The sequence below is a fragment of the Prevotella vespertina genome (assembly GCF_009728485.1).
GTDB classification, from domain to species: domain Bacteria; phylum Bacteroidota; class Bacteroidia; order Bacteroidales; family Bacteroidaceae; genus Prevotella; species Prevotella vespertina.
In genome coordinates this window covers 1-26,599 of the sequence record NZ_VVIQ01000005.1, presented here as the reverse complement: position 1 = coordinate 26,599, position 26,599 = coordinate 1, and the positions used below count along the sequence as shown (strand labels likewise).

At 39.3% G+C, this 26,599-nt stretch carries 23 protein-coding genes and 1 pseudogene; 8 read left to right on the top strand and 16 right to left on the bottom strand.

Going from position 1 to position 26,599, the window contains the following annotated elements; all coding sequences use genetic code 11:
* Positions 1–26: 26 nt before the first annotated feature.
* Both ruvX and F0475_RS05880 read right to left on the bottom strand, forming a co-directional pair.
* Positions 27–446, bottom strand: coding sequence for a Holliday junction resolvase RuvX (gene ruvX, locus F0475_RS05885; RefSeq protein ID WP_009434622.1), 420 nt, complete (start codon positions 444–446; stop codon positions 27–29).
* Complete coding sequence (locus tag F0475_RS05880) at positions 447–944, bottom strand: SPOR domain-containing protein (RefSeq protein WP_009434627.1); 498 nt, start codon at positions 942–944, stop codon at positions 447–449.
* Between the two features lie 223 nt (positions 945–1,167).
* On the opposite strand from F0475_RS05880, the gene F0475_RS05875 reads away from it, so the two are divergent.
* From F0475_RS05875 to F0475_RS05860, 4 genes and pseudogenes are all read left to right on the top strand, one after another.
* Positions 1,168–1,383, top strand: a complete 216-nt coding sequence (locus F0475_RS05875; RefSeq protein WP_004382708.1) for a YtxH domain-containing protein — start codon at positions 1,168–1,170, stop codon at positions 1,381–1,383.
* A 9-nt stretch (positions 1,384–1,392) separates the two neighbouring features.
* Complete coding sequence (locus tag F0475_RS05870; protein WP_155715893.1) at positions 1,393–1,746, top strand: phage holin family protein; 354 nt, start codon at positions 1,393–1,395, stop codon at positions 1,744–1,746.
* A gap of 4 nt (positions 1,747–1,750) precedes the next feature.
* Positions 1,751–2,062 carry a hypothetical protein gene (locus F0475_RS05865; protein ID WP_155715892.1) on the top strand — a complete coding sequence of 104 codons (312 nt, stop codon included), beginning with the start codon at positions 1,751–1,753 and terminating at the stop codon, positions 2,060–2,062.
* Between the two features lie 814 nt (positions 2,063–2,876).
* Positions 2,877–3,163: pseudogene (locus F0475_RS05860) on the top strand (transposase); the annotation flags it as partial.
* A gap of 130 nt (positions 3,164–3,293) precedes the next feature.
* On the opposite strand, the gene gluP reads toward F0475_RS05860, so the two are convergent.
* The 10 genes from gluP to mtaB form a co-directional block, all read right to left on the bottom strand.
* Positions 3,294–4,502 carry a glucose/galactose MFS transporter gene (gene gluP, locus F0475_RS05855; RefSeq protein ID WP_155715891.1) on the bottom strand — a complete coding sequence of 403 codons (1,209 nt, stop codon included), beginning with the start codon at positions 4,500–4,502 and terminating at the stop codon, positions 3,294–3,296.
* Positions 4,503–4,578: 76 nt separating this feature from the next.
* Complete coding sequence (locus F0475_RS05850; protein ID WP_155715890.1) at positions 4,579–5,580, bottom strand: 4-hydroxy-3-methylbut-2-enyl diphosphate reductase; 1,002 nt, start codon at positions 5,578–5,580, stop codon at positions 4,579–4,581.
* Positions 5,581–5,605: 25 nt separating this feature from the next.
* Complete coding sequence (locus F0475_RS05845; RefSeq protein WP_155715889.1) at positions 5,606–11,179, bottom strand: alpha-2-macroglobulin family protein; 5,574 nt, start codon at positions 11,177–11,179, stop codon at positions 5,606–5,608.
* 71 nt (positions 11,180–11,250) lie between these two features.
* The gene (locus F0475_RS05840) at positions 11,251–11,898 is read right to left on the bottom strand and encodes a radical SAM protein (protein WP_155715888.1); all 648 of its coding nucleotides are present in this window, start codon (positions 11,896–11,898) and stop codon (positions 11,251–11,253) included.
* Complete coding sequence (locus F0475_RS05835; protein ID WP_155715887.1) at positions 11,883–12,575, bottom strand: peptidase associated/transthyretin-like domain-containing protein; 693 nt, start codon at positions 12,573–12,575, stop codon at positions 11,883–11,885. The genes F0475_RS05840 and F0475_RS05835 overlap by 16 nt, the downstream gene beginning before the upstream one ends.
* Positions 12,576–12,605: 30 nt before the next feature.
* Complete coding sequence (locus F0475_RS05830; protein WP_155715886.1) at positions 12,606–13,283, bottom strand: peptidase associated/transthyretin-like domain-containing protein; 678 nt, start codon at positions 13,281–13,283, stop codon at positions 12,606–12,608.
* 30 nt (positions 13,284–13,313) lie between these two features.
* On the bottom strand, positions 13,314–13,991 hold the full coding sequence (locus F0475_RS05825; RefSeq protein WP_155715885.1) for a peptidase associated/transthyretin-like domain-containing protein: 678 nt from the start codon (positions 13,989–13,991) through the stop codon (positions 13,314–13,316).
* A 253-nt stretch (positions 13,992–14,244) separates the two neighbouring features.
* Positions 14,245–15,057: a gliding motility protein GldB-related protein gene (locus F0475_RS05820; RefSeq protein WP_317163196.1), complete on the bottom strand. Its 813-nt coding sequence runs from the start codon at positions 15,055–15,057 to the stop codon at positions 14,245–14,247.
* A 107-nt stretch (positions 15,058–15,164) separates the two neighbouring features.
* Positions 15,165–16,205 carry a glycosyltransferase family 2 protein gene (locus tag F0475_RS05815; RefSeq protein ID WP_155715884.1) on the bottom strand — a complete coding sequence of 347 codons (1,041 nt, stop codon included), beginning with the start codon at positions 16,203–16,205 and terminating at the stop codon, positions 15,165–15,167.
* Positions 16,202–17,566, bottom strand: a complete 1,365-nt coding sequence (gene mtaB / locus F0475_RS05810) for a tRNA (N(6)-L-threonylcarbamoyladenosine(37)-C(2))-methylthiotransferase MtaB (RefSeq protein ID WP_155715883.1) — start codon at positions 17,564–17,566, stop codon at positions 16,202–16,204. The genes F0475_RS05815 and mtaB overlap by 4 nt, the downstream gene beginning before the upstream one ends.
* A gap of 319 nt (positions 17,567–17,885) precedes the next feature.
* On the opposite strand from mtaB, the gene F0475_RS05805 reads away from it, so the two are divergent.
* Positions 17,886–18,080 carry a PG1828 family lipoprotein gene (locus F0475_RS05805; RefSeq protein WP_009434943.1) on the top strand — a complete coding sequence of 65 codons (195 nt, stop codon included), beginning with the start codon at positions 17,886–17,888 and terminating at the stop codon, positions 18,078–18,080.
* Positions 18,081–18,845: 765 nt separating this feature from the next.
* Here F0475_RS05805 and F0475_RS05800 read toward each other — a convergent pair.
* The 3 genes from F0475_RS05800 to F0475_RS05790 form a co-directional block, all read right to left on the bottom strand.
* Entirely contained in the window at positions 18,846–19,628 is a 783-nt protein-coding gene (locus F0475_RS05800) for an MBL fold metallo-hydrolase (RefSeq protein ID WP_155715882.1), read from the bottom strand.
* A complete protein-coding gene (gene murB, locus F0475_RS05795; RefSeq protein ID WP_155715881.1) occupies positions 19,625–20,629 on the bottom strand; it encodes a UDP-N-acetylmuramate dehydrogenase in 1,005 nt (334 codons plus the stop codon). The genes F0475_RS05800 and murB overlap by 4 nt, the downstream gene beginning before the upstream one ends.
* A 125-nt stretch (positions 20,630–20,754) precedes the next feature.
* Positions 20,755–21,609 (bottom strand): DUF4348 domain-containing protein, encoded by an 855-nt coding sequence (locus tag F0475_RS05790; protein ID WP_155715880.1) that lies wholly within the window; start codon positions 21,607–21,609, stop codon positions 20,755–20,757.
* A gap of 139 nt (positions 21,610–21,748) precedes the next feature.
* Between F0475_RS05790 and pheS the strand changes: the two genes are divergently transcribed.
* Positions 21,749–22,786, top strand: coding sequence for a phenylalanine--tRNA ligase subunit alpha (gene pheS / locus F0475_RS05785; protein WP_155715879.1), 1,038 nt, complete (start codon positions 21,749–21,751; stop codon positions 22,784–22,786).
* 73 nt (positions 22,787–22,859) lie between these two features.
* Here the strand turns inward: pheS and F0475_RS05780 are convergent, their stop codons facing one another.
* On the bottom strand, positions 22,860–23,471 hold the full coding sequence (locus tag F0475_RS05780) for an HU family DNA-binding protein (RefSeq protein ID WP_155715878.1): 612 nt from the start codon (positions 23,469–23,471) through the stop codon (positions 22,860–22,862).
* A gap of 282 nt (positions 23,472–23,753) precedes the next feature.
* Here F0475_RS05780 and F0475_RS05775 point away from each other — a divergent pair, with 282 nt between their 5' ends.
* Positions 23,754–23,954, top strand: coding sequence for a helix-turn-helix transcriptional regulator (locus F0475_RS05775; RefSeq protein ID WP_155715877.1), 201 nt, complete (start codon positions 23,754–23,756; stop codon positions 23,952–23,954).
* 16 nt (positions 23,955–23,970) lie between these two features.
* The gene (locus tag F0475_RS05770) at positions 23,971–26,382 is read left to right on the top strand and encodes an Hsp70 family protein (protein ID WP_155715876.1); all 2,412 of its coding nucleotides are present in this window, start codon (positions 23,971–23,973) and stop codon (positions 26,380–26,382) included.
* The last annotated feature ends 217 nt before the right edge of the window (positions 26,383–26,599 follow it).

Sequence of the window (26,599 nt, the reverse complement as noted above, 5' to 3'; positions counted from 1 at the left end):
TCGATTAAACAAAGCACACTCATCGACTAAAGCCCTTTAGACCTCATGTAATCCTGAAGAATAATTGTTGCAGAAATCTCGTCAACAAGCCCTTTGTCCTCACGACGTGTCTTTTTCTTCACACCACCAGCAATCATCGCTTGATGCGCTATCACAGAGGTAAATCGCTCATCATAATAATCGATAGGCATCTCTGGATGTAGTTTACGCCAACGATTAACGAAGTTTTCTACACGAGCTAGATTCTCACTAGGTTGACCATTCGGCTGAATAGGCTTACCTATTACCAATTGATCTACTGATTCCTTGGCAACATATTGTGTCAAGTAATCAAAAATATCGGATGTGGGGATAGTCGCTAACCCATTTGCAATAATACGCAATGGGTCAGTGACTGCCAATCCTGTACGTTTCTTTCCGTAGTCTATTGCTAGAATCCTACCCATTTACTTTGCGAGCAACCAAGCATCAGCATAAGTTGCACGAAGCTGATTACGGCTTTGTACTGCAGCAGCTTTACTGTCAAATGTAGCAGCGACAACACGATACATATTATTACCAGAATTGAAAGCTACCTGTGCTGAGTAACCTGCATTCTGCAAACGTTGCTGCAAACCTTCTGCATTAGCCTTTACACCGAAAGAACCAACAACAACGCTATAAGCCTTCAAGCCAGCACCATTCACAACTGAAACATTCTCACGACGAACAGGCTCATTGTCATAGTTGTCGACAACTGGAGCTTGATTTACAGGCTGCTGCACAGTCTCAACAGGAGCAACAACAGGAGCTTCCTGCTTATTGCTATCATCATTATCTGTAGATGTCTGCTCTTGGGCTTTTGCCTTTTCATAAGCCTTCTTGTATGCACTCTCACTAGACTTACAACCAGTGAATGACAATGCCACACACATTGCAGCACCCAAAACCATCATTTTTTTCATAATCCGTTAGTTATTTATTGGTTATACTTTTTATTCTTTTATCGTGCGAAGTTACGAAATAAGCTGCAGAAGTTAAAAAATAACGTAACTAAAGTTTGTTAAATAAGGTATTTGCAATATTTTTAACACAAAATACAAGCCATTATATTGTCAGTACGCGAAACTTTGACTATATTTGCCAATGAATAAATTATGTTTAACTAACATTTTAAAGTAAGAGATTATGAAGACATTAGGTTACATTGGAGCATTCCTCTGCGGTAGTATTACAGGTGCAGCACTTGGACTTTTGTTGGCTCCAGAAAAGGGAACAGACACACGAACAAAGATTGCTGATGCTGTTGACGACTTCTGCAAGAAGCACGATCTTAAACTTAGCCGTAAAGAGGCTGATGAATTTGTAGAGGACATCAAGGACGCAGCAGCAGAGACTATCTAATTTGTTGAAATGTTTTCTAACGATAACAACATTGAAACAATAGCGCAACTCGTTGAGGCGTTAAAGCATTACATCGGGCTTCAATCAGAATATCTGAAGCTCGATGTGATTGAGAAGATTGTGCGGTTATTGACTGTAATTACTATATTTACAGTTTTTAGCGTAACTCTTCTCATCTCATTGGTTTATTTTTCTTTTGCAGCAGCTTATGTGTTGCAAACATTGATGGGTTCGCTTATCCTGGCTTTCCTAGCCGTTGGTGCTTTCTATTTAGTACTACTCATTTTCTTTATCTTATTACGTCATCGTTTAATCGAACGACCATTAGTAAGATTCTTAGGAAGCCTTTTAATGTCAAAATAAGCTTATGACTGACCAGAAAACTATCACTGATTCTGAATATAAGTCGTTGAATGACATTCGACTTCGGAAAGCTCAGTTGCTTGCCGACTTAACCAAAGACAGCAACAAAATAGCTGACTTATGGAATCAGCTCATGCACAAACCCAAGAATAATAATACACCAACACAACGCTTCTCTGGGCTTATCAATACTGGAGCCGGCGTATTAGATGGACTTATCTTGGGCTGGAAGCTCTATCGGAAGTTTGGTGGTATGAAGACTTCCCGCTCCTCTGATAAAAAGAAATTTGGCTTATTCCACAAAAGAAACAAGTAATAGCAGTTTTTCAAGACTGACTTTAGCAAACAAAGAAATAAGGTGTATCAAAAAGCAAATAGCAATATTGATACACCTTATTTCATATTCAATAGGGAAATCACAATCACAAAATCACAATCACAAAATCACAAAATCAATTATGGTAGTATCATGCTTTTTCTTTATGTAGATAATATATCATTATATATTATTATTTATTAATAAGGTATTATATTATAATTAGAAATCCCTTTTACACATTGAAAATCCTTTTTGTGATTTTGTGATTGTGATTTTGTGATTGATGTGATTAATTGAACTTTATCCCATTAGGCAAAGGTCAAAAAAACAAATCATTCTGTCTTATCGTTCCTCATTCTTCATTTGTTTATCTCTCTGTAACACAAGTTTTTACAGAGCCATTTGCAATACTTGTTATCCCAGTACCTCGAAAAACTAATGTTTTCTTTAAAATTCTACTTACCTTTGCAGCACAGAAAAGAAAAAGAAGCACCATCCTCTACCTCCAACCGCTGCCTCTTAGCCTCTACCTAATGCATGAAACAGCTACAATGGAAGAAAGTCGTAAGTTCAAATGTTAATGATTAAAGTTCAAAAAGGTTAGCATTAATAGGCTCAGAGGTTAGTGTTAACAGGCTTAAAGGTTAGTATTAATGAACAATAGGTAAAATAATGAAATTCAAAGACCAATGCAAGAAACCTATGTCTAGCTTTTTACAGATATTAAAAACTGATTTCATCCATTCAAGGGGTTCCACAGAGTTATAATAGAGAAAAGTAAACACACGACAAAGGGGCTTGATTTATCTAACTTGGATTTAAAGGCTACATCGAAAAGAACTTCTTCCAAAGGCATTTCGTTGACGGAATACAGCTTATTACTAAGTTGCAAAATAACATAGAAGGAGCTTTAATGAGTGTTTCTGACAGGCTTTTACTCAAAAAAGAGCTATTATAGAAACCGTGAATGATGAACTTAAAAACATTGCACAAGTAGAGCACTCCAGACGTAGACGCTTTGACAATTTCACCGTCAATTTATTAGGGGCAATTGCTGCCTATTGCCTGTTTCCAAAGAAGCCGTGCATCAATGTATAAAAGAGCATTGACACACAGCTTGCATTGTTCAGAGTTCGTTGGACTCACGTTAAGTAAGGATCACTAGCTCAAGAGGGGTATATTTAGAGGAAATCAAATCACTTTTATTACTTGAACTTTAAAAGACATGTTAGCGCAATTTATAGCCTTTAAAGGCATAAAACAAAATATAGCCGAAACAGATAAAACATAGTCCGTAAGCGTAACGAACATCTGAGACATCTTTTAGTAGCCCAAACAATACTGTTATAACAGCTCCTCCGATAAGCCCCATCGTTAAGAGAGATGAACCTTCCTTAGTAAACTTACCTAAATCCATCAATGCTAAAGGCCAAAAAGCAGGCCACATCAATGAACAACCTAAAGCCACAATACCAATAGAATATATACTATATACACCTGGTAAAATCACAACAAGGAAAGTTCCTAGCAATGCAATAAAGGAGAATATCTGTAGAGCACGTGTTTGAGAAAGAAACTTCGGAATTAGTATAATACCAGCTATGTATCCAACACTAATACAGATAGGACTTATCCACGAATAATTTTCAGGATGTGAAAGACCTAATTCTGCTGCATAGTCTATAAGCGTACCTAAAACGATTGTCTCAACACCTACATAAAAAAATATTGCAATGGCTCCTAATACAAGATGTGGGAACTGGAATATGGAGTGTTTACTGTTCGCATAAGCTGAAACTTCCTGGTCTATTTCATTATCATCTTCACACTCCTCACCTGCTGCTTTCACTTCAGGTAAAGGAGACAAAAGGGCAACAACAGCCAGGACAACGAAGATACAGATAATCATAAGAAATGGTTTCTGCAACTCTTCAATCCCAATATGACCAGCATCTCCTACAAAGAAAGATATAAATAAAGGGGAAACAGGCCATGCCAACTTATTAATCATTCCCGTGATCGAAATACGCTTTGCTGCACTCTCTGTAGGTCCTAAGATTGTAACATAAGGATTAATGGCTGCTTGTAAGAATGTATTTGCCGTTCCACAGAAAAAAGAAGCCGCAAGAAATAAGAGGAAGTTCTTCACATCCACCGACAAGACAAATACACAAAAAGCAACTGCAAACATTCCAAAGGCTGTTGCCATAGTACGCTTATATCCAATCTTACTAATCAATATTCCTGCAGGATAACCAAAGATAAGGAAAGGTAGGAAGGTTGCACCAATAAGCATATATGCCTCCATAGAGGATACACTCAGTGAGACTTTCAATACTGGAACCAACAAAGAATTGATTCCTAGTGCGAAGCCACATGTGAAAAACATTAAGCCTAAGAATGACATGGCTACAAAGAAGTTCTTTTGTTCTTTCATAATTCTATTTATAAAATTGTTATTTAATATTCTTCTTAACTCTAAAAATATTCAACGACCATCTTAAATAAGATCATCAAGTATGCCGAAGAATCTCATCACGGCACTCTTCCATCAACCATTTCGGTGTACTGGTCGCTCCACAAATACCTACAGTTTGTACACCTTCAAACCACTTCATATCTATTTCGTCAGCACTCTCCACCTGATGGGAATTTGGATTCACACTTAAGCACTCGTGGAAGAGAACCTTACCATTTGAACTCTTACGACCTGCAACAAAGAGAATCAAATCGTGGCGAGCTGCAAATGACGATATATTTGGCATGCGGTTAGCCACTTGTCGGCAAATAGTATCAAAGCTCTGAAACTTTGCTGTTGGTGAGATATGACTCTGTATATAATCAATTATCTTATGAAACTCGTCCAAACTCTTTGTTGTTTGCGAATAAAGATAGATGTCATGATTAAAATCTAAGCTTTTCACATCCTCAAACTTTTCAATTACAATAGCGTGACTATGTGTTTGCCCTACCAGACCAAGTACTTCGGCATGCCCGTTCTTACCAAAGATAACGATGGAAGCCTCACTCCCCACCTCTCTCTGAGTGGAGAGAGAAGCTGATATAGAAGATGGATGATAAGCTTCGTCATACTCAGTATCAATTCTCCTACTTGTAGAAAGCGTAACAACTCGTTCTCCTTTATTTTCCAAAGAGATTTCTGCTGGATATTGACCTTTCTCATATTGCGATTTAATACGGCGTTGAAGCGCAAGTACAACAGGGCATGTCGCATCAATAATCTCTATGTTATTGCGCTTAGCAAGCTCGTATGTCTCTGGTGGTTCTCCATGTGCTCGAAGTAAGACCTTCACATTATGTAGGTCACGCATCTGCTCATGATTAATGGTGATCAGTCCCTTCTTTGTAAGGCGTTCTACCTCCATACTATTATGCACTATATCTCCTAAGCAATAGAGCTTTGTGCCCTTTGCCAATTCTTCTTCGGCTTTTTTAATTGCAGTGGTCACACCGAAGCAAAACCCACTGCCGTTATCTATTTCTATTTGAAGCATCTTTCTAAAGAGTTTTCCAACTTATCTACTCATCCACTTTCATAATTATTGCCCCTGTACGACCGCTATACTCTGGTGCATAAGCACATTGAGCTGTACAGATTCCCGTACGATAAACGCCAGCACGATCAATGCAATATTCAGTTTCAATCACGTGTTTACCCTTTGCCATCACGTCGAAATAATAGGAAGTTGTGTAGTCTTTTGGCGCGATGTAATAGCCCCAGTGATATCCACTCAACTGATTAACTGGCTCTAAACAAGCTGCACGCTTGTCGACAACCTGCACAAAATCATAATCACGATCGGCGGTGATTGTCAAACGAATACGAATCTTGTCACCCACTTTCAGATTATTGAAATTCTTTGTCAGAGTGCTATCAACCAATACTTCTCGTTTGATTTTCAAACCAGATGCCGCATCAGTAACCTCAGTAGCAGGCTGGAAGAATTGCGCATAAACAGCTCCCCAACTAGTACCCATACTTGTCTTTTGAATCTTCAATTCTTGTTTGTCAGAAGCAGACAGCGTTCCCATCGGCTCTGTCACCTTAATATATCCAATTCCTGCTGTAGGCTGTAATGTGTTTAGAGGGTGATCATTCAACGTAAGTTTAGCATTCTCACCATTCTCCATCACCCATTTACCCTCATTCATAAACGCCCATATAGCATCTACGGCATTCAAAGGAGTATCCCAACTCTGCGTTCGCTTCTCTTGTAAAAGCCAGCGTTGCATATTCATTAACGTCTGTTCGTCATTTGGCGTAATGCGCTTCACAGCTTCAATCGCTGCTACTTCTGTTGATATCTTATAGTCGAACCAACTATATTGCGCACGTTTCGTATCGAAGTAACAACCCTTCTCTTCTGTACAAACCATATATTCCTTAATACTCTGCAAGTACTCTTTTGCTTTCTCCACCTTATTATATTGTTGGAGAATAACAGCCGTGCGAGCCTTACCATAGATAGTTAAGTCGGTAGGTTTCTTAGATAGTCTATCCAAGAGATAGTTAATATCTGGCGTTGTCTTACGCCCTGCCAAAGCATTTGAATATAAATAATCACAGAGGTCATCCATAGGGAAGAGCAACGTCTTATACTTCTTTTCTGTCTTCTTCATATTGGCGACTTCCTCTCCAACTCGCTTATCCAAATAACGGAAAGCTGCATCAACGATTGTTGAAGTCTCCACCTTATCGGTCAGTGTTTGTAAGCGAACAAGACTCTTAACAACCGATACTGTCATATACAAACTACCCTTCATTCCTGGATACCAAGAGAATGATCCATCAGGATTCTGTAGCTTCTTCAGACTGGTTAATGTCGTTGACAAACGATTTTGCAATTGGTTTCCATCAAAGAGCCGAACTAACATTTGCTTCTGTTCACGTTCATTATTAGCATCTCTCAACCATGGAGTTTCTTCCAATGCCAACGTCTTCAAGTCTTGGTTCTTCTCTAATGCTGACATCATAGAGGTTTCTTTTCCAGTTTCTAAACGCCACTGGTTAATCGTCTGTTCTATCTTTGGTGAAGTAGAGATAATCTTCTTTGCCAGACGATTAGCATAGTAAGCTGAAACAAGACTGATGGCGTTCTTCTCGTTTGCCTCAGCCACATAAGGCAGTGCCTGAACCATCAACCAATTAGGATTATTCGTATATTCAATAGTCAATCGTTGTGCTGTACTATTCTTTGGGAATAACTTATTAATATCAACGACCTTCTCCCCTGCCCCATTCTGAGTAAATGGTAAGGTGTTAGTAACATACTCCTTATTTTGAAGAACAGGTAGATAATGTTGCTCACCATCAGAGAATCCATCGCCTTCTACCGAGAAGCGAGCAATCAACAAAGACTGATCAGCCGATAACTGATTAGCTTTCTCTGATAATAAAGAAGATAAGTTATAAGTTGCTAAACCATTACTTTGCGCCTTCAAAACGACCTCTTTACAATCTGTAAACAATACCTTTTCAGTTGCAGGATCAATGATTTCAATCTTTGCATTGGCATTGACCTCCTTATCCGACTGATTAAATAATCGTGCAGAAACCATTGCTTCATCACCGATACGCACAAAGCGAGGCATATTCGGTTGAATCATTAAACTCTTCTTTGCAATTACTTCATCTGTCAAATAGCCATGATTCATTTCTTCATCATGCGAGATACCAATGAAACGCCACGTTGTCAAACCTTCTGGAAGCGTGAACTTAATACTTACATTACCCTTTCCATCCGTCTGTAACTGTGGATAGAAGAAAGCCGTTTCATTAAGATTTTCACGCATAGAAGGTGTCACCTTCTTGTCTTCCTTCTCCTCTTCTGTCTTTATCTCTTCATCATACTTAATGACAGGAGCTGTGTATTTCACAGCAGCCCTATCGGTTCTCATCGATGGCATCTGCTCTGCCACACTAAACACACGATTCTCTGCTGAATCAGACATAGGCATTGCCTTCAACTCTACCGCACGTGACATTAGAGTATAATTACGTGATTTCATCTTTCCATAACGGAAGCTAAAAGGGGAGTCCCAAGAGCCTAAGTAGCGATAATCAAACTCTGATAAGGATAGCTCAGGCACCTCTCTCTTATCGATATCAGCATAGGCAGACAAAGTCAAAGGATTAACATCAGCACCTTCCCAAAGCACACTTTGCTGACTAAGAGAGAAGTAAGGACTTAACATCCAAGAATGTGCAATGATTGCATCGAGGCTCTTGTCATAGAGAGTAGCCATCAGTTGAGCATCTGCCGCCTTGCCATCTGGACGTTTAATACTTACTATCCATTCCTCTTTCTGACCCGGTGTTAGCTTGTCACGGAAGGTAGACCACTCCGTAATTAATCGTTTATCAGGTAATGGGCGAGCGATACTCTGCATGTGAGAATATAATACACCATCTTTCACCCACGCATAATTCAAGGTAATGCCATCGCCATATTCTTCTTTATAAAAGAGCTTTCTTGTCTTAATACTATTACTTTGATCAAATGACCCCGTCTCTATTACCTTATTACCAGCATAGATAGAATAAACCACATGTTGGTTTTTATCACTCGATCCAACCTGTAGATAGATAGGCGAACCATCACGTGGGAAGAAATTATCACTCAAGTAGAACCAATCATGTGTAGTAATTACTGGTTGCTTATCATCCATTGAGAAGAGAACAAAGTCTGTATTAACAGTATCAGTTCCACAGATTGCATGCAAGCGATAAGCACCTGAAGACATTGGCTTCAAAGTAACATCCTCATTGGCTTTAGCCGTTGCATAATTGTTATAAACATATAGTTTCTCATCCTTCTGTTGTGGAACTATCACATACTTCACCATCCCGTCAATGGGTTGACCAGCCATATTGAGGTAATCGAACTTGATTGTTTTCAAGCTATCACGCAAGTTCTTATCAGGAATATCACATGCCAACGTGGTCGGATTAGTACCAAGAGGAAGCGAGACAGAGCCTTCTCGGCTCTCACCACCAGCATCTGTCACCTTAGCCTCAACCTCAAAGTGATAGAAACGAGGGCGGAAAGAACGATTAGAAACCATTTCTTTCTCTACTTCTTTCGATAGAACGAAAGGTACAGAGACTATGAAATCACCCTTCTCATCTGTTACCACATGACCAATCTTCACCTCCTCGTCACTCTCATAGCTGTCCCACCACCAGCGCATGGGGCGTCGCTTAACCCAATAAGTTACTTTCGCATTCTGTACAGGAACACCAGCAAAGCTCTTGGCATGTCCTTTCAGTTGGATAGTATCACCTATTGTGTACTTCTCCTTGCAGTCATCAAAACTTACTTCAAAGGTCGGACGCTTGTATTCCTCTACATTGAAACGAACTTGTCCACCTCCTTTACTATTTGTGATAATCGTAAAATCACCAGTAAGTCCACTACTTGGTAACTCGAAATCGACTGCTGCTGTACCAAAGCGATCAGTAGTTACAGCCTTACGACTCACCTCTTTTCCATTCGTATCACGTAGTATCATATCAAATGAAACGCCCGCCTCTGCCTTCATCTTAAAGCCTTTTTGCGTCATTAGATATACAATAGCAGAGGCATGAACGGTTTGTCCAGGACGATAAAGAGAACGGTCTGTATAAAGGTTTGCTACCTCACCATTCTTATTAGCCTTATAGTAGTTATAATTACTTTTAAGGTCCATTGCAGGGAAAGCCTGGTCTTTGCTTGTGTAGACATAGACATCTGAACTATAATCAGGATCGGTTATAAACGCCTCTCCTTTACTATCTGTTGTGAGTATCTTTGTCAATGGTTTACTACTCCAATTATCCTTTCTGTACTCTATGCGGATGGTTGCACCAGGCACAGGTTGCCCCTCATTAGCATCAACCACAACATAACGATTGCGCTTATCAGGCTGTTCCTCCGTCATAACAAATAGGTCGCTAACATAATAAAGAGAGTAGTCTCTTGCTAAACGACTATCTGAAGGAACAAATTCTAACAAGTAAACACCCACTGGAAGGGCGGGTAGATTAAAGGAATCTTTCAGTATTTCATAGTCCTTATAATCCTTATATGTACGCTGAATAACCTGCTTAGAGGATGGTATCAATGATGCTTTGATAGCTTTCAAATCGTTCTTGTCCTCTTCATTATATTGAGTATTACCTTTTAAAGATGTACGAGTAATGTTTATCGTAAGGCTTGGCACATTACGAACTTCCATTTGCACCGTATTATCCTTATCCTTACTTGTTACCCGATTTCGCTCTATTTCAGCCGTAGACATGGGTGCCGTCAATTCCTTACGTTCGTTACGAAGCTGTTCAATAGGTGCCCATGTAGGCCAACGAGAGAGTGCATTATCAATAAAAGCAACAAGTTTTTCTGCTGGTTCTTCATCTTCCTTCATACAATTATACTTGCTTATTGCCACCTCACCACATATCGGTAAATCGCTATAAACACGCATCAAAGAGTCGAGCAATTCGCTTTTATTATCCTTCTCATCAACTGCAAGCAAAGCTGTATAGCATGCCGCCTCACGATTGCCATGCTCTACATAGTAACGATTCAGCTTGTCAAAGTCCCTTGCCTGCATACCAATGACATGGAGCAAGTCGCCTCCAAAGATGTTATCATCCTTGCCTACCTTCACTAATGGAGTATAGTTAGCAGCTTTTTGACGTGCAAGTAACGACGGATTAGACAATGCTTTCTTAAAGTATTCGGCACTGTTACCATCAGATTTGCCCTGTTCTATCCATCCTAAGACACAGTTATATATTGCAGACAACACCTCATCTTTGCGTTCAGCCTCCCGTGCTTTTACCTTCAACTTATTGAGTTCAACATCCATAGAGTCAGGCGAGATCTGTGTCTGAATACTTGAGGCTAAGAAGTTAGCAGCCAATAGTTGCCCATAAGCCTTCTCACGTTGAGCCTTCTTCTCTATCTTTCGTAAAGATACAATTGCAGTCTTTGGCAAGTCTTTCCGACCTGCTGCTTCCACCTGCTTCCACAATTCATCATAGCTTTGTGCGGCTATTTTCATTGGGAATAACAGAAGTATAAGTGGAATAAAAACAAGTAACTTCTTCATAATTATAACTCTTTAGTGATTGCAAAGATAATGATTTTCAGATAGAGAAACGCCCTATCCACCTTAATATATTATAATTGTTTAATATCAGAAGTGAGGTGTGCCAAGGTGTAAGTAAAGTGGTCAAAGTGATGAAACCCCATATTCTTTAGTGTTTGCTCACTAACCTGTCGATGTGAATCAGCATTATACTCAGGTATTAAAGGAAGCCGAATAATGACTTTATCAGCATATCCATTCTCTGCTAACCACGTTAGGTTGCGAATAACAGACGTATTATCTTTCCCCGTATAAGCCTTATAAATATCAGAATTTAAGTCTTTGACATCAACATACCACGTATGGATCAAAGGAGCAACACGCTCAACATCTTTCAGAGGAACATTAAGAGCTGTCTCAATCGTTAGTTTCCAAGCAGGATTCATAATATCTGCAAAAGCCTTGATAAAACTTGATTGTAAGAGAGGTTCGCCTCCGCCAAAGCAGATGCCACCTCCTGTTGCCATGAAATAAAGGTCGTCTATCTCTACTTCTGCATATAACTCTCCAGGCGTCAACACCTGCCATACACCATCAGATTGTAAGCATTGAGGATTCAAACAATACTTACATCGCAACGAACAACCATGGAAAGCAACCAGTGTTGTTATACCTTCTCCATCTGTCGTCAGCCTATGCCGATTGATAGCTATTAGTGGGGCGGTTACTTCTGATTGCATTTCTCTTTGTGTGATTGCGGTCTATTATATTCAACACTCTGCTTAACATTATCATCAATCTTAATCTTCCCCATTTCAAGATTAGTCCTTCTTAATCGAATAAGCAATTCTCTATCAGGACTCTTAACCTCTTTGACCAATAGATCAAAGCCTACATAACTATCAGAAGTATCTGTTATCAGGAGTGTATCCGTAGGATTCACACGCACCGCGAAACTCCCATCAGTGAATGTAAGAGACTTCTTACCTGATCTTGTAAACACCTCTATTGACGAAATTGGCTTATTAGTTTCGCCATCAACAACCAGTCCACTAATAACAACAGAATGTTCTTTATCAGTAGAGAAATTCTCTACTTTTTGTAAAACCTCTCCCGTCTGCGGACTTTCAATAGCCTTTGCAAAAGTACTCTTGGGCGTATTGTTACAAGAGACAAGAGGGATGGTTGCAACACAGAAGCCCGCTGCTAATCCTGCAACTTTCATGCTCCAACCCCTTCGTTTACGTATTATCAACTGCTCTTCCAAGTATCTGATCTCTTGTTCACAAGCAGGACAAGTGCCAGAGCAATCGCCCTCGTGGTGACATTCACAAGGTTGATAACGAATGTTATTCGCATCAGCTATCTGCTGACGAATACCTTTTAATGTTTTGCAAATATTCTTTCCCCTTATCATACCATTACCTCCTTTTTGATAGAACAACTATTATTTATTCTTTTCTACATGTGACATAGGACTATCAGAATCACTTATTCGCTCACAACTTGAGGCCGCAATTTTACCCAAAACATTGCCATCACTTTGTATAACTACCCTCCTGCGCTTTCGTTTTAACAAAGACCTCACTTTAAAATCCTTAGTAACAAACCCCAAACGAGAGATTCTCAAGGTTGCATCTATCGGTACTTTCACTGCAAAATAGCCATCTTCATTTGCAAAGACATGCTTATCTGTTCCCAGCAATTGCACGTCAGCAGCGATCAAAGGGTCTTTTGCATCAGACGCAATAAGCTGTATTTTAATAACAACAGCATCACATCTACCTTGTGACCAGTCGACTACTTGCAGGTCATCTTGACTTACCTCGTGTACAACGCTAGCAGGAGTTGTATTACACTTAGAGTCTTGTGCAGAGACTGCCAAGGGCATCATTGTGGCACAAATACTTGCAGCAAGACCAATAACCTTCGTGTTTATACCTTTATGGCTACGCTCTTTTAGTTGGCTTTCAATATATCTAACCTCTTGTTCACAAGCAGGACAAGTACCAGAGCAATCGCCCTCGTGGTGACATTCACAAGGTTGATAACGAATGTTATTCGCATCTGCTATCTGCTGACGAATACCTTTCAATGTTTTGCAAATATCCTTTCCTCTTGTCATACCATTACCTCCTTTTTGATAGAACAACTATTATTTATTCTTTTCTACATGTGACGTAGGACTATCAGAATCACTTATTCGTTCACTACTAGGGGCTGCTATTTCACCAACAATATAACGATACATTTCTAATTCGACGATTCTCTTCTTTAGTTTTAACAAAGATCTCACCTTTAAAACCTTAGTTTCAACTCCAAAACGAGAGACTCTCAAGGTTCCATTTATTGGTACCTTCACTGCAAAATAGCCGTCTAGACCTGTAGAAGTATGCTTATCTGTTCCAAGCAATCGTACGTCTACAGAGGTCACAGGTCGCTTATTATCAGACGCAATAAGCTGTATTTTAATAACAACAGCATCACGTCTACCTTGTGACCAATCGATTACTTGCAGGTTACCTTGATTTACCTTGTGTACAACGCTAGCAGAAGTTGTATTACACTTAGAGTCTTGTGCAGAGACTGTCAAAGGCATCATTGTGGCACAAATACTTGCAGCAATACCAATAACCTTCGTGTTTATACCTTTATGACTACGCTCTTTTAGTTGGTTCTCAATATATCTAATCTCTTGTTCACAAGCAGGACAAGTACCAGAGCAATCGCCTTTGTGGTGACATTCACAGGGTTGATAATGAATGTTATTCGCATCTGCTATCTGCTGACGAACCTCTTTCAATGCCTTACAAATATCCTTTCCCTTTTGCATAATGATGGTCTTTAAGTGTCGAAATATTACTATCCAATATGCAAATATACGAAAAATAATAGAATAGCAAACACTATTATTGATACGAATTAAGTATCATAACATTTGATAAGATATAATAAGTAAGAAAACAAGAGACGCCCTCTTGCGTTCAAAGAGATGCCTTCCTTGTCACGAAGAAAGCCTCTGCTCACATCAAGGAAACGCCCTTTTCAAATAGATAAAAGCGGAAAGACTTATCGTCCATCCGCTTTTATCGCTCGATAACTTTAAACTCAGAGAAGTCAGTCTTACGCAATAAGTCTTCGTAAGAGAGCTTGGGATGCTTCTTCATATAGACTTCCACAGCATCTTCATATCGACTATGATAGATACGTTTCGTCATAATTTGATTCACAATCCATTGAATCTTTCCTATCTGTAAGTCGCGCTCTATCTGTGGACGTGACTCAAAGTTCTCTAGCGGATAGATACTCATCAAATAGAAAGTTAAGCAATCCGGAAGGATGTATTCACGCGACATTTGCTTGCGTTGAGCAGGTGAATAAAACCTTGCATACAATGGATAATTAGCACCAAGATACTTATCTAGAGAGACACCTATCGTCCCGTTACCTACAACAATACTCTGATCTAAAGCGGAGATCTGTGCATATACCTTTGGAATCTCTATGTCTGGGAGGACTTGCTTCAGCCTAGTAAAAGAGGTGCTAAGCTGTTTATCAATGTCATCCGTATTAGCGTATTCAGATTCAACTGCCGCTATCAACGTTTGAAGAGTTGTGTCTTGGTAGAACTTCAAGAACTTACTATTGATGTCAGGATCGGTTGTCTCCCCTATTTTAACTACATCCTCTATCAGCGTACGGGTCTCAATTGGATATTCTGTATTCATCTGCTGGAGCGCAGAGAAGTCACCCGTTGTGAGGTAACGATACTCTAACCGGTCATAGCGATCCAACTCTAATAACTGAGACTTATCGTTCTCGTCATCAGAAGAAAGCTTAAACTGGCAACCAACACAGGTTACCAGAACCAGAAATAATATGTAATATAGTTGCTTCACAAGCTTTTTTACAATAATTATAGGTGTCTTTGCAAATTTACTAAAAAGTATTTTTTTATGCAAGTGTTCTACTAAAAAAGTGTAAAATACAGCTCTTTTTATAGCTTCTATTCGCCAGGTAGCCTATCAAAATGTTTATTACCATACACATAATACTGCCATAAAATAGAGTACATCCTACGCCCATCAGGAGCACAATTAGATAACGTATCTGATGAGTTCTCCGCTATATTAGAGTTATTATCAGGACGTTTAAACTCATTACGCCACCTTTTGAAAGCTCTTCGTGCAGAGAGAATAGCTTTGAAGTCGCCCCAATTATGATTCAAGATAAGCGTTTGGAAAGCTGCAAGATAGTCTAAAAAGAATCGCATACGCATTACATGCTGTAACTCATTATCAGGTAGATTCTTCCACAACATGGTAAGGTTATTACGGAAGTTAAGGAACGTCTTACGAGGATTCGACTTTGGTAATGTCCCTCCACCGACGTGATAAACGGTGCTTTCTGGGAAACAGAAGATATGCTTACCCATACGATGTAGACGCCAACAAAGGTCGATCTCTTCGTTATGAGCAAAGAACCTGCCATCTAAACCACCTGCTTCCCAATAGTCTTTAGCACGTATCATCATGCATGCACCTGTTGCCCAAAGGACTTCTTTAGCATCATCATATTGACCATTATCATCTTCCACAACATCAAAAACACGTCCACGGCAGAAGGGATAACCATAGCGATCAATAAACCCACCCGATGCTCCCGCATACTCAAAAGCATCACGATTTGTCATGGAGAGAAGCTTCGGTTGACAAGCAGCTATTTCTTCATGGGCATCCATCTCCTCTATCAAGGGTGTCAACCAATGATGCGTCACTTCAACATCACTATTTAGTAGTACATAATACTCGCTATCCACTTGTCTTAGTGCCTGATTGTAGCCTTCGGCAAAACCATAGTTTTGATCCAACGGAATAACTCGAAGATGTGGATAATGCTCAGATAACCATACTACAGAATCATCCGTAGAACCATTATCGGCTACTATTACTTCCGCTTCTCCACGCGAATATTCTACCACGGAAGGGAGATATTGCTCCATCATCTTCCGCCCATTCCAATTCAAAATGACAATTGCTACTTTCATAGAAGTTCTGCTTTTAAAGAACTTTGATCGAAATTAAAGCCCCCTAAGCGTACACGGATAATTTGATTATCATATTCTTCTTTCGCCTGGCTAGGGGACAGTTCCACACGAATGTAATTATCAGTAAAGCCATGCATTGCCTTTCCTCTAGCTGCTTTCTCAAAGAGAACATCTGCTTCTTGGCCAATATGTGCGGCATAGAAAGCACGTGTCTTCTCATCTGATAACTTCAACAACTTATGTGCACGATGCTTCTTTTCACGAGCATCTACCACGTATGGGATGGAAAGGGCTGATGTACCAGGACGCTCAGAATAAGGGAATACATGTAGTTGTGTTACTGGGAGAGATGCTAAGAAGTTATAACAATCTTCGAAATATTCTGGTCGTTCTCCACGTGACCCAACCATTACGTCAACTCCTATAAAGGCATCGGGCATCTTCTCTTTAATAAGCTTTATCTTATGGGCAAAAAGCTTCGTATCATAACGACGGTGCATTAACTTTAATACTTCATCTGATCCACTTTGGAGTGGGATATGGAAGTGTGGCATGAATGCACGTGATTGTGCACAATATGCAATGAGGTCATCATCAATCAAGTCGGGTTCTAACGAACTAATACGGAAGCGTTCTATACCTTCCACCTTATCAAGTGCCTTCACGAGATCTAAGAATTTTTCTCCTGTTGTTTCACCAAAATCACCAATGTTAACACCTGTCAAGACTATTTCTTTTCCACCCTCCTTTGCAGCTTCCTCAGCTTGCTGAACGAGTGATTCAATAGAAGGGTTACGAGAGAATCCACGTGCATAAGGAATCGTACAATAAGTACAGAAGTAGTTACAACCATCCTGTACCTTCAAAAAATAACGAGTCCTATTCCCACGAGAACAGCTTGCTTGGAAACTCTTTATATCCTTTGTCTTAACAGAGTGATATGTTCCTTTACCCTCATCAGAAGATTTATCTGCTGAAGAATCAATATCAGTTTTATTCCATGCATCACTAAGATATTGTATCAAATCTGCCTTTTCGTTACTACCTAAAACTAAGTCAACACCTTCTATTTTAGCTATCGTTGCGCTCTCTAACTGAGCATAGCAACCTGTAACAATAACAAAGGCTCCAGGATTCTGGCGTACCATTCGATGGATAATCTGACGACATTTGTGGTCGGCAACTTCTGTTACCGAGCATGTATTAATCAAACAGATATCTGCAGACTCGCTTTTCTTCGCTTCCCTTACACCCATATTATATAAGGTACGCGCGAAAGTACTCGTCTCAGAAAAGTTGAGTTTACAACCCAACGTATAGAATTTGGCGGTCTTGCCTTGGAATGCTGCTGTATCTATCATATAGCTTGCAAAGTTACACTAAATCACACATAAAACCAAAGGTTACCCTGCTTTGTTCCTATTAAGAATAAGTTTAACCTCATAACTAACTATTAAAACAAGTCCTAAGAAGCCCTAAATTTACATTGTGCAGGTACACATTAAAATCATTAACATTTATTTAACGTTTATATATAACTGATTTTCAACAGATTACAAAATAGTTACAAATAGGAACAAAAAAAGTCTTTAAAAAATTATTGCCATATCAAAAAAATACTTACCTTTGCATCGTTTTAACAAACAAATGATTGTTTTACAGATTTAAAAAGCAAAGAAAATGAAGAAATTAGTTTTAATGTTCGTAGCTATTGCAGCTATCTCTTTCGCATCTTGTAATGGTAACTCTAAGCCAGCAGCTAACGTTGATACAACTGCTCAGGATTCAGCTGTTGATTCAATGCAACAAGATAGCGCACATTCTGATTCTGCAAAGGCTGATTCAGCAAAGGCTGATTCTACTGTTAAGAAGTAATCAGAAAGCGAACTGAAAAAGAGAGAAATTGACCGTAGAGCTTAGCTCTACGGTTTTTTTGTGCCTATTTTGAAAAGCAGACTACCGAAATTAGCTGTACTTGAATGAAATCTCTTTTCATAGCCCATCATACTTTCTCTACTTACAATCTACTGCCTACCAATTGCATTTCCTTAAATATTCATTATGGCAACAAATGAAATAAAACTATTGCTGTCAGATACAACTTAGATAGCAAATTCTTCATATCAAATCTACTAAAACTTATACTATATTTCTTGACAAATCTTTATCTTCAAAAAGATTCATTCTAGCGTGAGAAGCCAAGTATTATGGACGAAAAATGAGTAAAAAATAGGTTTTTCAAGAAACATATATATGTTCTGCGCAAAACTTATATATGTTTTACATAAAAGATATATATGTTTCATCTAAAAGATATATAGTTTTTCGATAAAAAATATATAATTTTTCAGTCAAAAGTACTATATTTTTCAATAATAGCGAATATTTTTTCAATCGGAAAAGGCAGAGATTTATGTAACATCATGTATATCAACAAATTACAGAACATCGACTAACATACCCCATAACTCGCATATTTGAATCAAAGTACACGCCTCGTCGAAAATAACGCAATTATAAGCCCAGAATTAGGTAGTATTTTATTACAAAGCATTAGAAAGGCTCCCATCTCAAAAATAATGCGGAACCGCCCTATATAAAGGCTATTCCGCAAGGATTTATATGTCGCTAAAATTCTAACTAGACCGTAATAACTAACCCATCATAAGCAAAGAAGAATCCATCAGGAAGACGCTGTTGTGCCTTAGTATATAAACCTATTTGGTGAGTCAAGTGAGTTAGATAAGTTTTCTTAGCTCCAATCTTCTTACTAAATTCAATGGCTTCTGATATTAATTGATGAGAATGATGCTCACGTTCCCAGCGCAAACCATTGACAACTAAGGTTTCAACACCTTCTAAATAGGAAAGTTCTGACTCTTCTATTGTTTTCATATCAGTGATATATGCCAACTTACCTATTCGATAGGCAAAGATAGGTAACTTTCCATGCAGAACATTAATCGGTACTACTTCAAAGTCACCTATCCGAAAATGAGAATGAGGCTGTATAGCATGAAGCTCCAACTTTGGCACACCAGGATAGAGATGTTCCGTAAAGCAATAAGGGAAATTATGCCGTAGCCCAGCACACGTGTCCTCATTGGCATAAACATCTATATCTCCTAACTGACAATAAGGGCGGACATCATCAATACCACCGACATGGTCATAATGAATATGCGTTATCAGTAAACCATCGATCTTACGGAAAGGTTGTGGTAGCATTTGTTGACGGAAATCAGGACCACTATCAATGATAATGCGAGTATTCTCTGTCTCTAACAAAGCTGAAGTACGTAAGCGTTTATCTCGTGGATCAGTACTTCTACAAACCTCACAATTACAACCAAGAACAGGTACTCCATTTGAAGTACCTGTACCTAAGAAAGTCAAATATCTTATAGGTTCTGACATCTTCATCTCACATTTACTTCGGGATGAATCTCAATACCAAACTTCTCTTTCACATCATGCTGGATAGTCCCACAAAGGCGTACAACATCAGAGCCAGTAGCACCACCAAGATTTACCAATACTAATGCTTGCTTCTCATAAACGCCAGCATGACCGAGAGCTTTACCCCTCCAACCACATTGATCAATCATCCATCCTGCAGGAATCTTCTCATGGTCATCATCGATAGTATAATGTGGCATTCCCTCATATTGTGCAGCCAATTCTAAATACTTATCCTTTGAGACAATCGGGTTCATAAAGAAACTACCAGCATTACCTATTCGCTTAGGATCAGGGAGCTTTGCATTACGGATATCAGTAATTACTTGTCTGAGTTCTGTAGCTGTTGGGTTATCTATTCCACGCTCAGCTAACGCAGCTCGGATATTGCCATAATCAAGTCTTGGCTCATAAGTCTTAGATAGTTTATAAGTAACTGAGGTAATCAGGAATTTATCACGCCATTCATGCTTAAACTTACTCTGGCGATAGCTATATTCGCAATCAGCATTAGCGAAATGACACACCTTTCCCGTCGCTATCTCTACAGCATCAACCTCCTCTATCAAATCTTTTGCTTCTGCACCATACGCTCCAATATTCTGAACAGCACTAGCACCGCATTCTCCTGGAATAATAGAAAGATTCTCTGCGCCATAAAGATTATGACGAACACAATAGTCGACAAAGTCATCCCATACATATCCAGAGCCACAACGCACACGTCCATCCCCCAAATCTTCTATAAACGAGATACCTGAATGAAGTACTGTTCCAGCATAATCACCCGTTAATAGAAGATTACTACCACCACCAAGTATTAATAGTGGATAATCATCTTCTTTCAAGGAGCGCACAACATCTTGCGCCTCCTCTACTGTGTTATATTCAACGAAGCGTCTACATTTAGCATCAATACCGAACGTATTATGTGGAAGTAAACTATACGATTTCAAATCTTTCATATCAGATGACACTTTATGAGTGAAAGGGATAAAATGATTGTTCCCTCGGATATTTATAAATATTGGGTGATGAGGATTAGCCTTTACGCACACCATCATCACCCAAACAATAGATTCTATTACTATTAATAAGCATTTATCTTCTCTAAACGCCACTTCTGACCATGAAGTTTGAAGATGAGCTGTGTTTCTACTCCATTAGAGAGACCACGGAAAGTTAATATCTTACGATTAGTCTCGGAGTACTTCTGCCCGTAAAGGATATTATATATCATTCCTCCTGGAATCTCTGGTAAGAAGGTAGACCACTCCTCTGCTGGTATCGTACGATTTACCGTTGTAGTCTCTTCGCCATCAGGGTCTGGACCAGAATAAGCTAATGGATTCTTTATAGCACCTGCGCCTCGTGTAGCGAAGAAGTTAGACAGGAACTTAAAGAAAGAGGCATTATAGCTATCCTTGAACGATATGTTACGAATCTCATTCAATCTCCATTTACCTTCTTGATGATCAAACCAATATTGCTCGATAGAACCCTTCTTCAGTTGAATCTTCTCAACGATAACACTATCCAAATCAGTTGACTTAGGATACTTCATCTGCTCTTCGTTATCAAATACCAATGTATAATAACCTTGAGGACGGAAGAAGTGATCAGTCTTCCATTGACCTTTCTGCAATTCAACCTTCTTATTTCCTGTTATAACTGGCAATGGGAAGTTAATACGACTACGTTGCAACTTCTTATTGGCAATGAAGTTGAAGAAGAAATCATCAAATAGTTGGTCAGCCGCTTTAGGCATTGGCGTTGAAGCTATCACCTCTGTCGCTGAATCAACTTCGTCGATCGTGTCACTATCTACCTCCGTAGATTCAGTGTTTGTGCTATCAGCCGATTCTACCTTTTTATTAGAACAACCTGTGCCTACAGTAAGCATTGCCACGCAGACAACTACAGCAAGTAAAAATACCTTTCTCATATTCTCTTTATTCGTCTCAAATTTCTTGCAAAAGTACGATATTTATTTCTAATAAGGTAGCAAAAGTATAAAATTATATTATGGTAATTTCTCCGTTCCGATTATAAATCGTACCTTTGCAGGAAAATAATCAAGCAGTATGTTATTAGACAAGATACAAGAACTTCTTAATGAAGTAAGCACACTCACGGCCAAAAGCGCAGATGATGTAGAGCAACTACGCTTGAAATATCTAAGTAAGAAAGGTGAAATCAATGCGTTGATGGGCGAGTTTCGCAATGTAGCAGCTGACCAAAAGAAGGCAGTTGGCATGAAAATCAACGAACTCAAGCAACTCACACAGAACAAGATTAATGATCTCAAAGAGCAACTTGAGACAAGTGAGGCACAGAGTGACGATATTGATTTGACACGTACCGCCTACCCTATCAGCCTTGGTACACGTCATCCATTGACGCTGGTAAAGAATGAAATCATTGACATCTTTGCTCGAATGGGCTTCACGCTCTACCAAGGGCCAGAGATAGATGACGACCAGCACGTGTTTACAATGTTGAACTTTGCTGCTGATCATCCTGCACGTGATATGCAAGATACCTTCTTCATTGAGCGTAGCAACACCATGGATGTTACTAAGAACGTTCTTCTCCGTAGCCATACATCCAATGACGAGGCACATTACATGTCTACTCATGAGCCTCCAATTCGTGTGCTTTGCCCAGGTCGTGTCTATCGTAATGAAGCCATATCAGCCCGTGCACACTGTTTCTTCCATCAGGTAGAGGGCTTATATGTTGATAAGAATGTCAGCTTCACCGACCTAAAGCAGGTTCTTCTTACCTTTGCACGTGAGATGTTTGGTGCAGATACGAAGATTCGTCTTCGCCCAAGCTACTTCCCATTCACTGAGCCAAGTGCAGAGATGGATATCAGCTGTAACATCTGTGGCGGTGAAGGTTGTGGTTTCTGCAAGCACACTGGATGGGTTGAAATCCTCGGTTGCGGTATGGTTGACCCACACGACCTTGAGGCTTGCGGTATTGATTCAAGTGTATATACAGGTTATGCCTTCGGTATGGGTGTTGAGCGTATCGCTAACCTCAAGTATCGTGTTAGCGACCTCCGCCTCTTCTCTGAAAACGATACTCGCTTCTTGAGAGAGTTCGAAGGTGCATAAGCTGCAACCTATCAGAATACGGTGAAACGGATATAAGAGGATGCGTCAATACATCCTCTTTTTTTATTTCAGCCTATTTGCCATCATGTTCTCTCAAGACATATAGCTTATTTCTCCCTTTCCCTATGTTCTTAATCTTTCCCTCTTCCTCCAATCGTGCCGCTATACGATAAGCATTTGCCTGCGAAAGATTAAGGCTAAGGCGCAAGTCGTCGACAGAGAAGAAAGGTCTGTCAGTTCCCAACCTTGCGATAGCTTTATCAATCTCCTTATAGGTTGGGATAGAGGAAACGCCATCCCGATAAGTAACATTCTCAAACTCGGCATGAAGGAACGTCTCCATCATTTCCGTATCAGGGCGAAACTTAACCGTCCGAACCTCTGGCTTTCGCAAACGAAAATGTCCAGAACGCGGATCTTGATGTAGCTCCCCCTTTACAGCAAGACTGAAGTAACCTAATCCCGGCAAATGAACGACATTTCCCGACATCAGTTGAGAGGAAATTTCATCCCTCAATGCAGCAATAGCGGCAATGACATCGGCATGCGTAAGTGACGTTGCCCCTTGAATACTCCGACCTATGCGGTCAATTCCTACAACTTGATTCTCAATGGTAACTGCCCTATATTCTGAATGAGTAGAGAAGTGCCCATGATACTTTAATAGCTTGTACTTTACACTCATATACGGTTTCCGTTTTAAATTTATACTGTTCGCATCATATTTTTATGCGTATCGCGTCTTTGTGCAATGCGTATATTTTTTTGAGATTTTTGAGCAGAAAACACAGCAAATTCTTTTTCTGGGAACTTTTCCAAGAAAAAGCATGCAGTTTTTGAATGTCCTTGGAAGGTTCAGGAGTGAATTAACTGAAATTCCCTATATTATCCAATTTTTGGAAGAATTATTTGGGATATATTGATAATTTTGCTACTTTTGAACCAATTTAACTAAAAACGATTCTTTATGAAAAAGAATTTTAATCGTCTGAAGGTCGTATTGACCGAACAAAAACGAACAAATAGATGGTTGGCAGACCAACTAAACAAGGATGAAGCTACAATTTCAAAATGGTGTACTAGCACCAGTCGGCCGAGTCTTGAAACTTTATTTGCTATAGCAAAGGTACTTGGTATGCAAGTTCAAGATATTATTGAGAAAAGATAATCTTAAATTTGTGGTTATGAATAGTGTGATTTCAACTTCTTCATTGCTTCCAGCAGTAAGAAATACTTCTCTTATGCTGGGCAAGACCTATGTTGGTATTGATTTCGGTACATCTACAACGGTTGTATCTATCGCCCATTATGACGCAGCGAATGACAAGATAGTTACTCGCTCACTGAGACTTAGTCAAATGCTCCCGGATGGAACTGTTTACTCAGCAGAAATTGTTCCATCTGTAATAGCATGGCTTAATAACCAAATCCTTGTGGGCGAAGGTGCGTCTCAATTAAAATACAAGCTTAAAAGAGGAAAGAATATTTGGTATTCTTTCAAGATGGAATTGGGAGAAGACCTCGGAGCAAAATATTACGAGAGTGAATTACGAGATAAAGCGCCATTCAATATCAGAAATCCAAAAGATGCTACACGAGTATTCTTTTCATACTTGAAGTTCTTAATTCTAAGATACTGCAAGGAGAATAATCTGAGTGACGATATCTCATATGCAGTCAGTATACCAGCATCTTTTGAGGCTAATCAACGGAAAGACTTATTAGATTCACTTGTCGCCAACGAGATGAAAATTTCCAAACAAGCTTTAATTGACGAGCCGAATGCGGCCTTCATCAGTTATGTCGTTTCTCGAGCAACAGAGGGTAATCCTTTGTTTGTTAACCCAGATTATAACTCCAAGGTGTTAGTGTTTGACTTTGGCGGCGGCACTTGTGATATTTCTATTTTGGAAATTGGTCAAAATGGAAATGGATTTTTCTCTAAGAATATAGCGATATCAAAGTTCACGACTTTGGGAGGTGATGATATTGACCGTTATATTACTTATCATTACCTAATGCCAAGATTTCTCGAAGCAAATGGGAAAAAGAAAGAACAGTTCAGAACTAATGAGAAGAAACAAATTGCATCTGCCTTATACAAAATTGCAGAGCGTCTTAAAATATTGATTAACAAGAATATAGCTACCTTGACCAATAACTTTGTTGTTCCTCAAGTAAAGAACAGCGATGTCAAGACCGAAATAGATTCTCATGTTTCTGTGCTAACCAACAAAGGTGAATTGACGCAAGATCATTTCTATCTGACCAATAAGGAGCTCACAGAAACCATGAGTGTTTTCCTTAAAAATGGGTTTGGTAAAACCACAAGAATTAAGGGCGAGGATGAATATAATAGCATCTTCACCCCAATTGATAGTGCAATTAAGAAAGCACACACCCCAAAAGAAGAGATCGATTATGTCCTTTTCATTGGTGGAAGTGCACAAAGTCCATATATACAACAGGCTGTAAAGGAGTACTTTGAAGACTCAGAAATGTTGGTGCCTATAAATTTGCAGACTCATGTTTCACAGGGTGCGGCAATTCATTCTCTTCTTTTCAACGGTATGAACAAGTGTCTTATTAGACCAATCACGAGCGAGCCGATACTTGTTATTACAAAAGATACTCACCCTAAGGTGCTTTTACCAGCAGGAACTCAGATTCCATGTGATACATTTGAAATTGACGACTTGGTGACTAATAGACAAGGGCAAACTACTATCGAATTGCCAATTTGCGTTGGTAATCAGACTAAATTATTGTTCAATCTCAAAATAGAGTCGACATTACCTGGGGGGTTCCCCGTAAACAGTCCTATCAAGATTGTTTTTGAGGTAAACTCTGACAAGATGCTTATTGTTCAGGCATCTTGCATGGGGACACATTGTCATATAGAGCCATTGAATCCATTCGCAAACAAGGAACTTTCGACAGAGGAGAGAATAGCCCTAAAAGCTGAAAGACAAGCTAACCTTGAGGCTGAGATGAATGGAGGCGTGCCGTCAAAACAAAGTTTGATAGCATTGCGTAACGCATACAAGAAAGCCGGTAATAATTTCAAAGCAGCAGAAACAATTGAATTACAGAACGAGTTATATCCAGAAGCGGGGAATCTCAACAGCATTGGTGTATACTATAGCAATTCAGGCAATGAGGAAAAAGCGATAGAATATTATGAACTTGCATTGCAAGTAGATCCAAACAACTTACATGCAAATGCCAATTTAGGTTCTAGTTTAAGATATAGAGACAAAGCAAAAGCTAAGTACCATCTACAAAAAGCGTTAGAGCTGAAATCAGACCACGATATTGCACTGATAGAACTTGCGCGAATAGAAAAATCAGAAGGAAAGACGGAAGAAGCTAAGGCTAAATTTCATAAGGCATTTGATTACTATCAAAGCTTATGGGAAACTAATAGTCTGCCTCAATATGCATATGGCTGGTTTGCTTCCGTTGCAGAGGAATTAGGAGAAAATGAGCTCGCCAAGAAAGTTCGTTTTGCGGTTTCTCATGGCACGGAAGAATCATATTACGATTCGGAAAATCTGTCTCGTACGAGAACAAATGTACTAACATCTAAAAACTAAATATATAGGATTATGGCTTGGATAATTCCCGAAAACAAGCTCGATACCCAACAACGAGATTTCCTCGACAATGTGGATATTGACAGAAGAAACTCTAAGTTTGCAGCAAGAAACTTAAACAGGGTATAATCCCCTTTAGGAAGCAAGGTTGATTCATTACCTTTGTTGTCAAAAGGAAGAACCAGCCTACAGGATAGGGAAACTATAGAAGGACTAG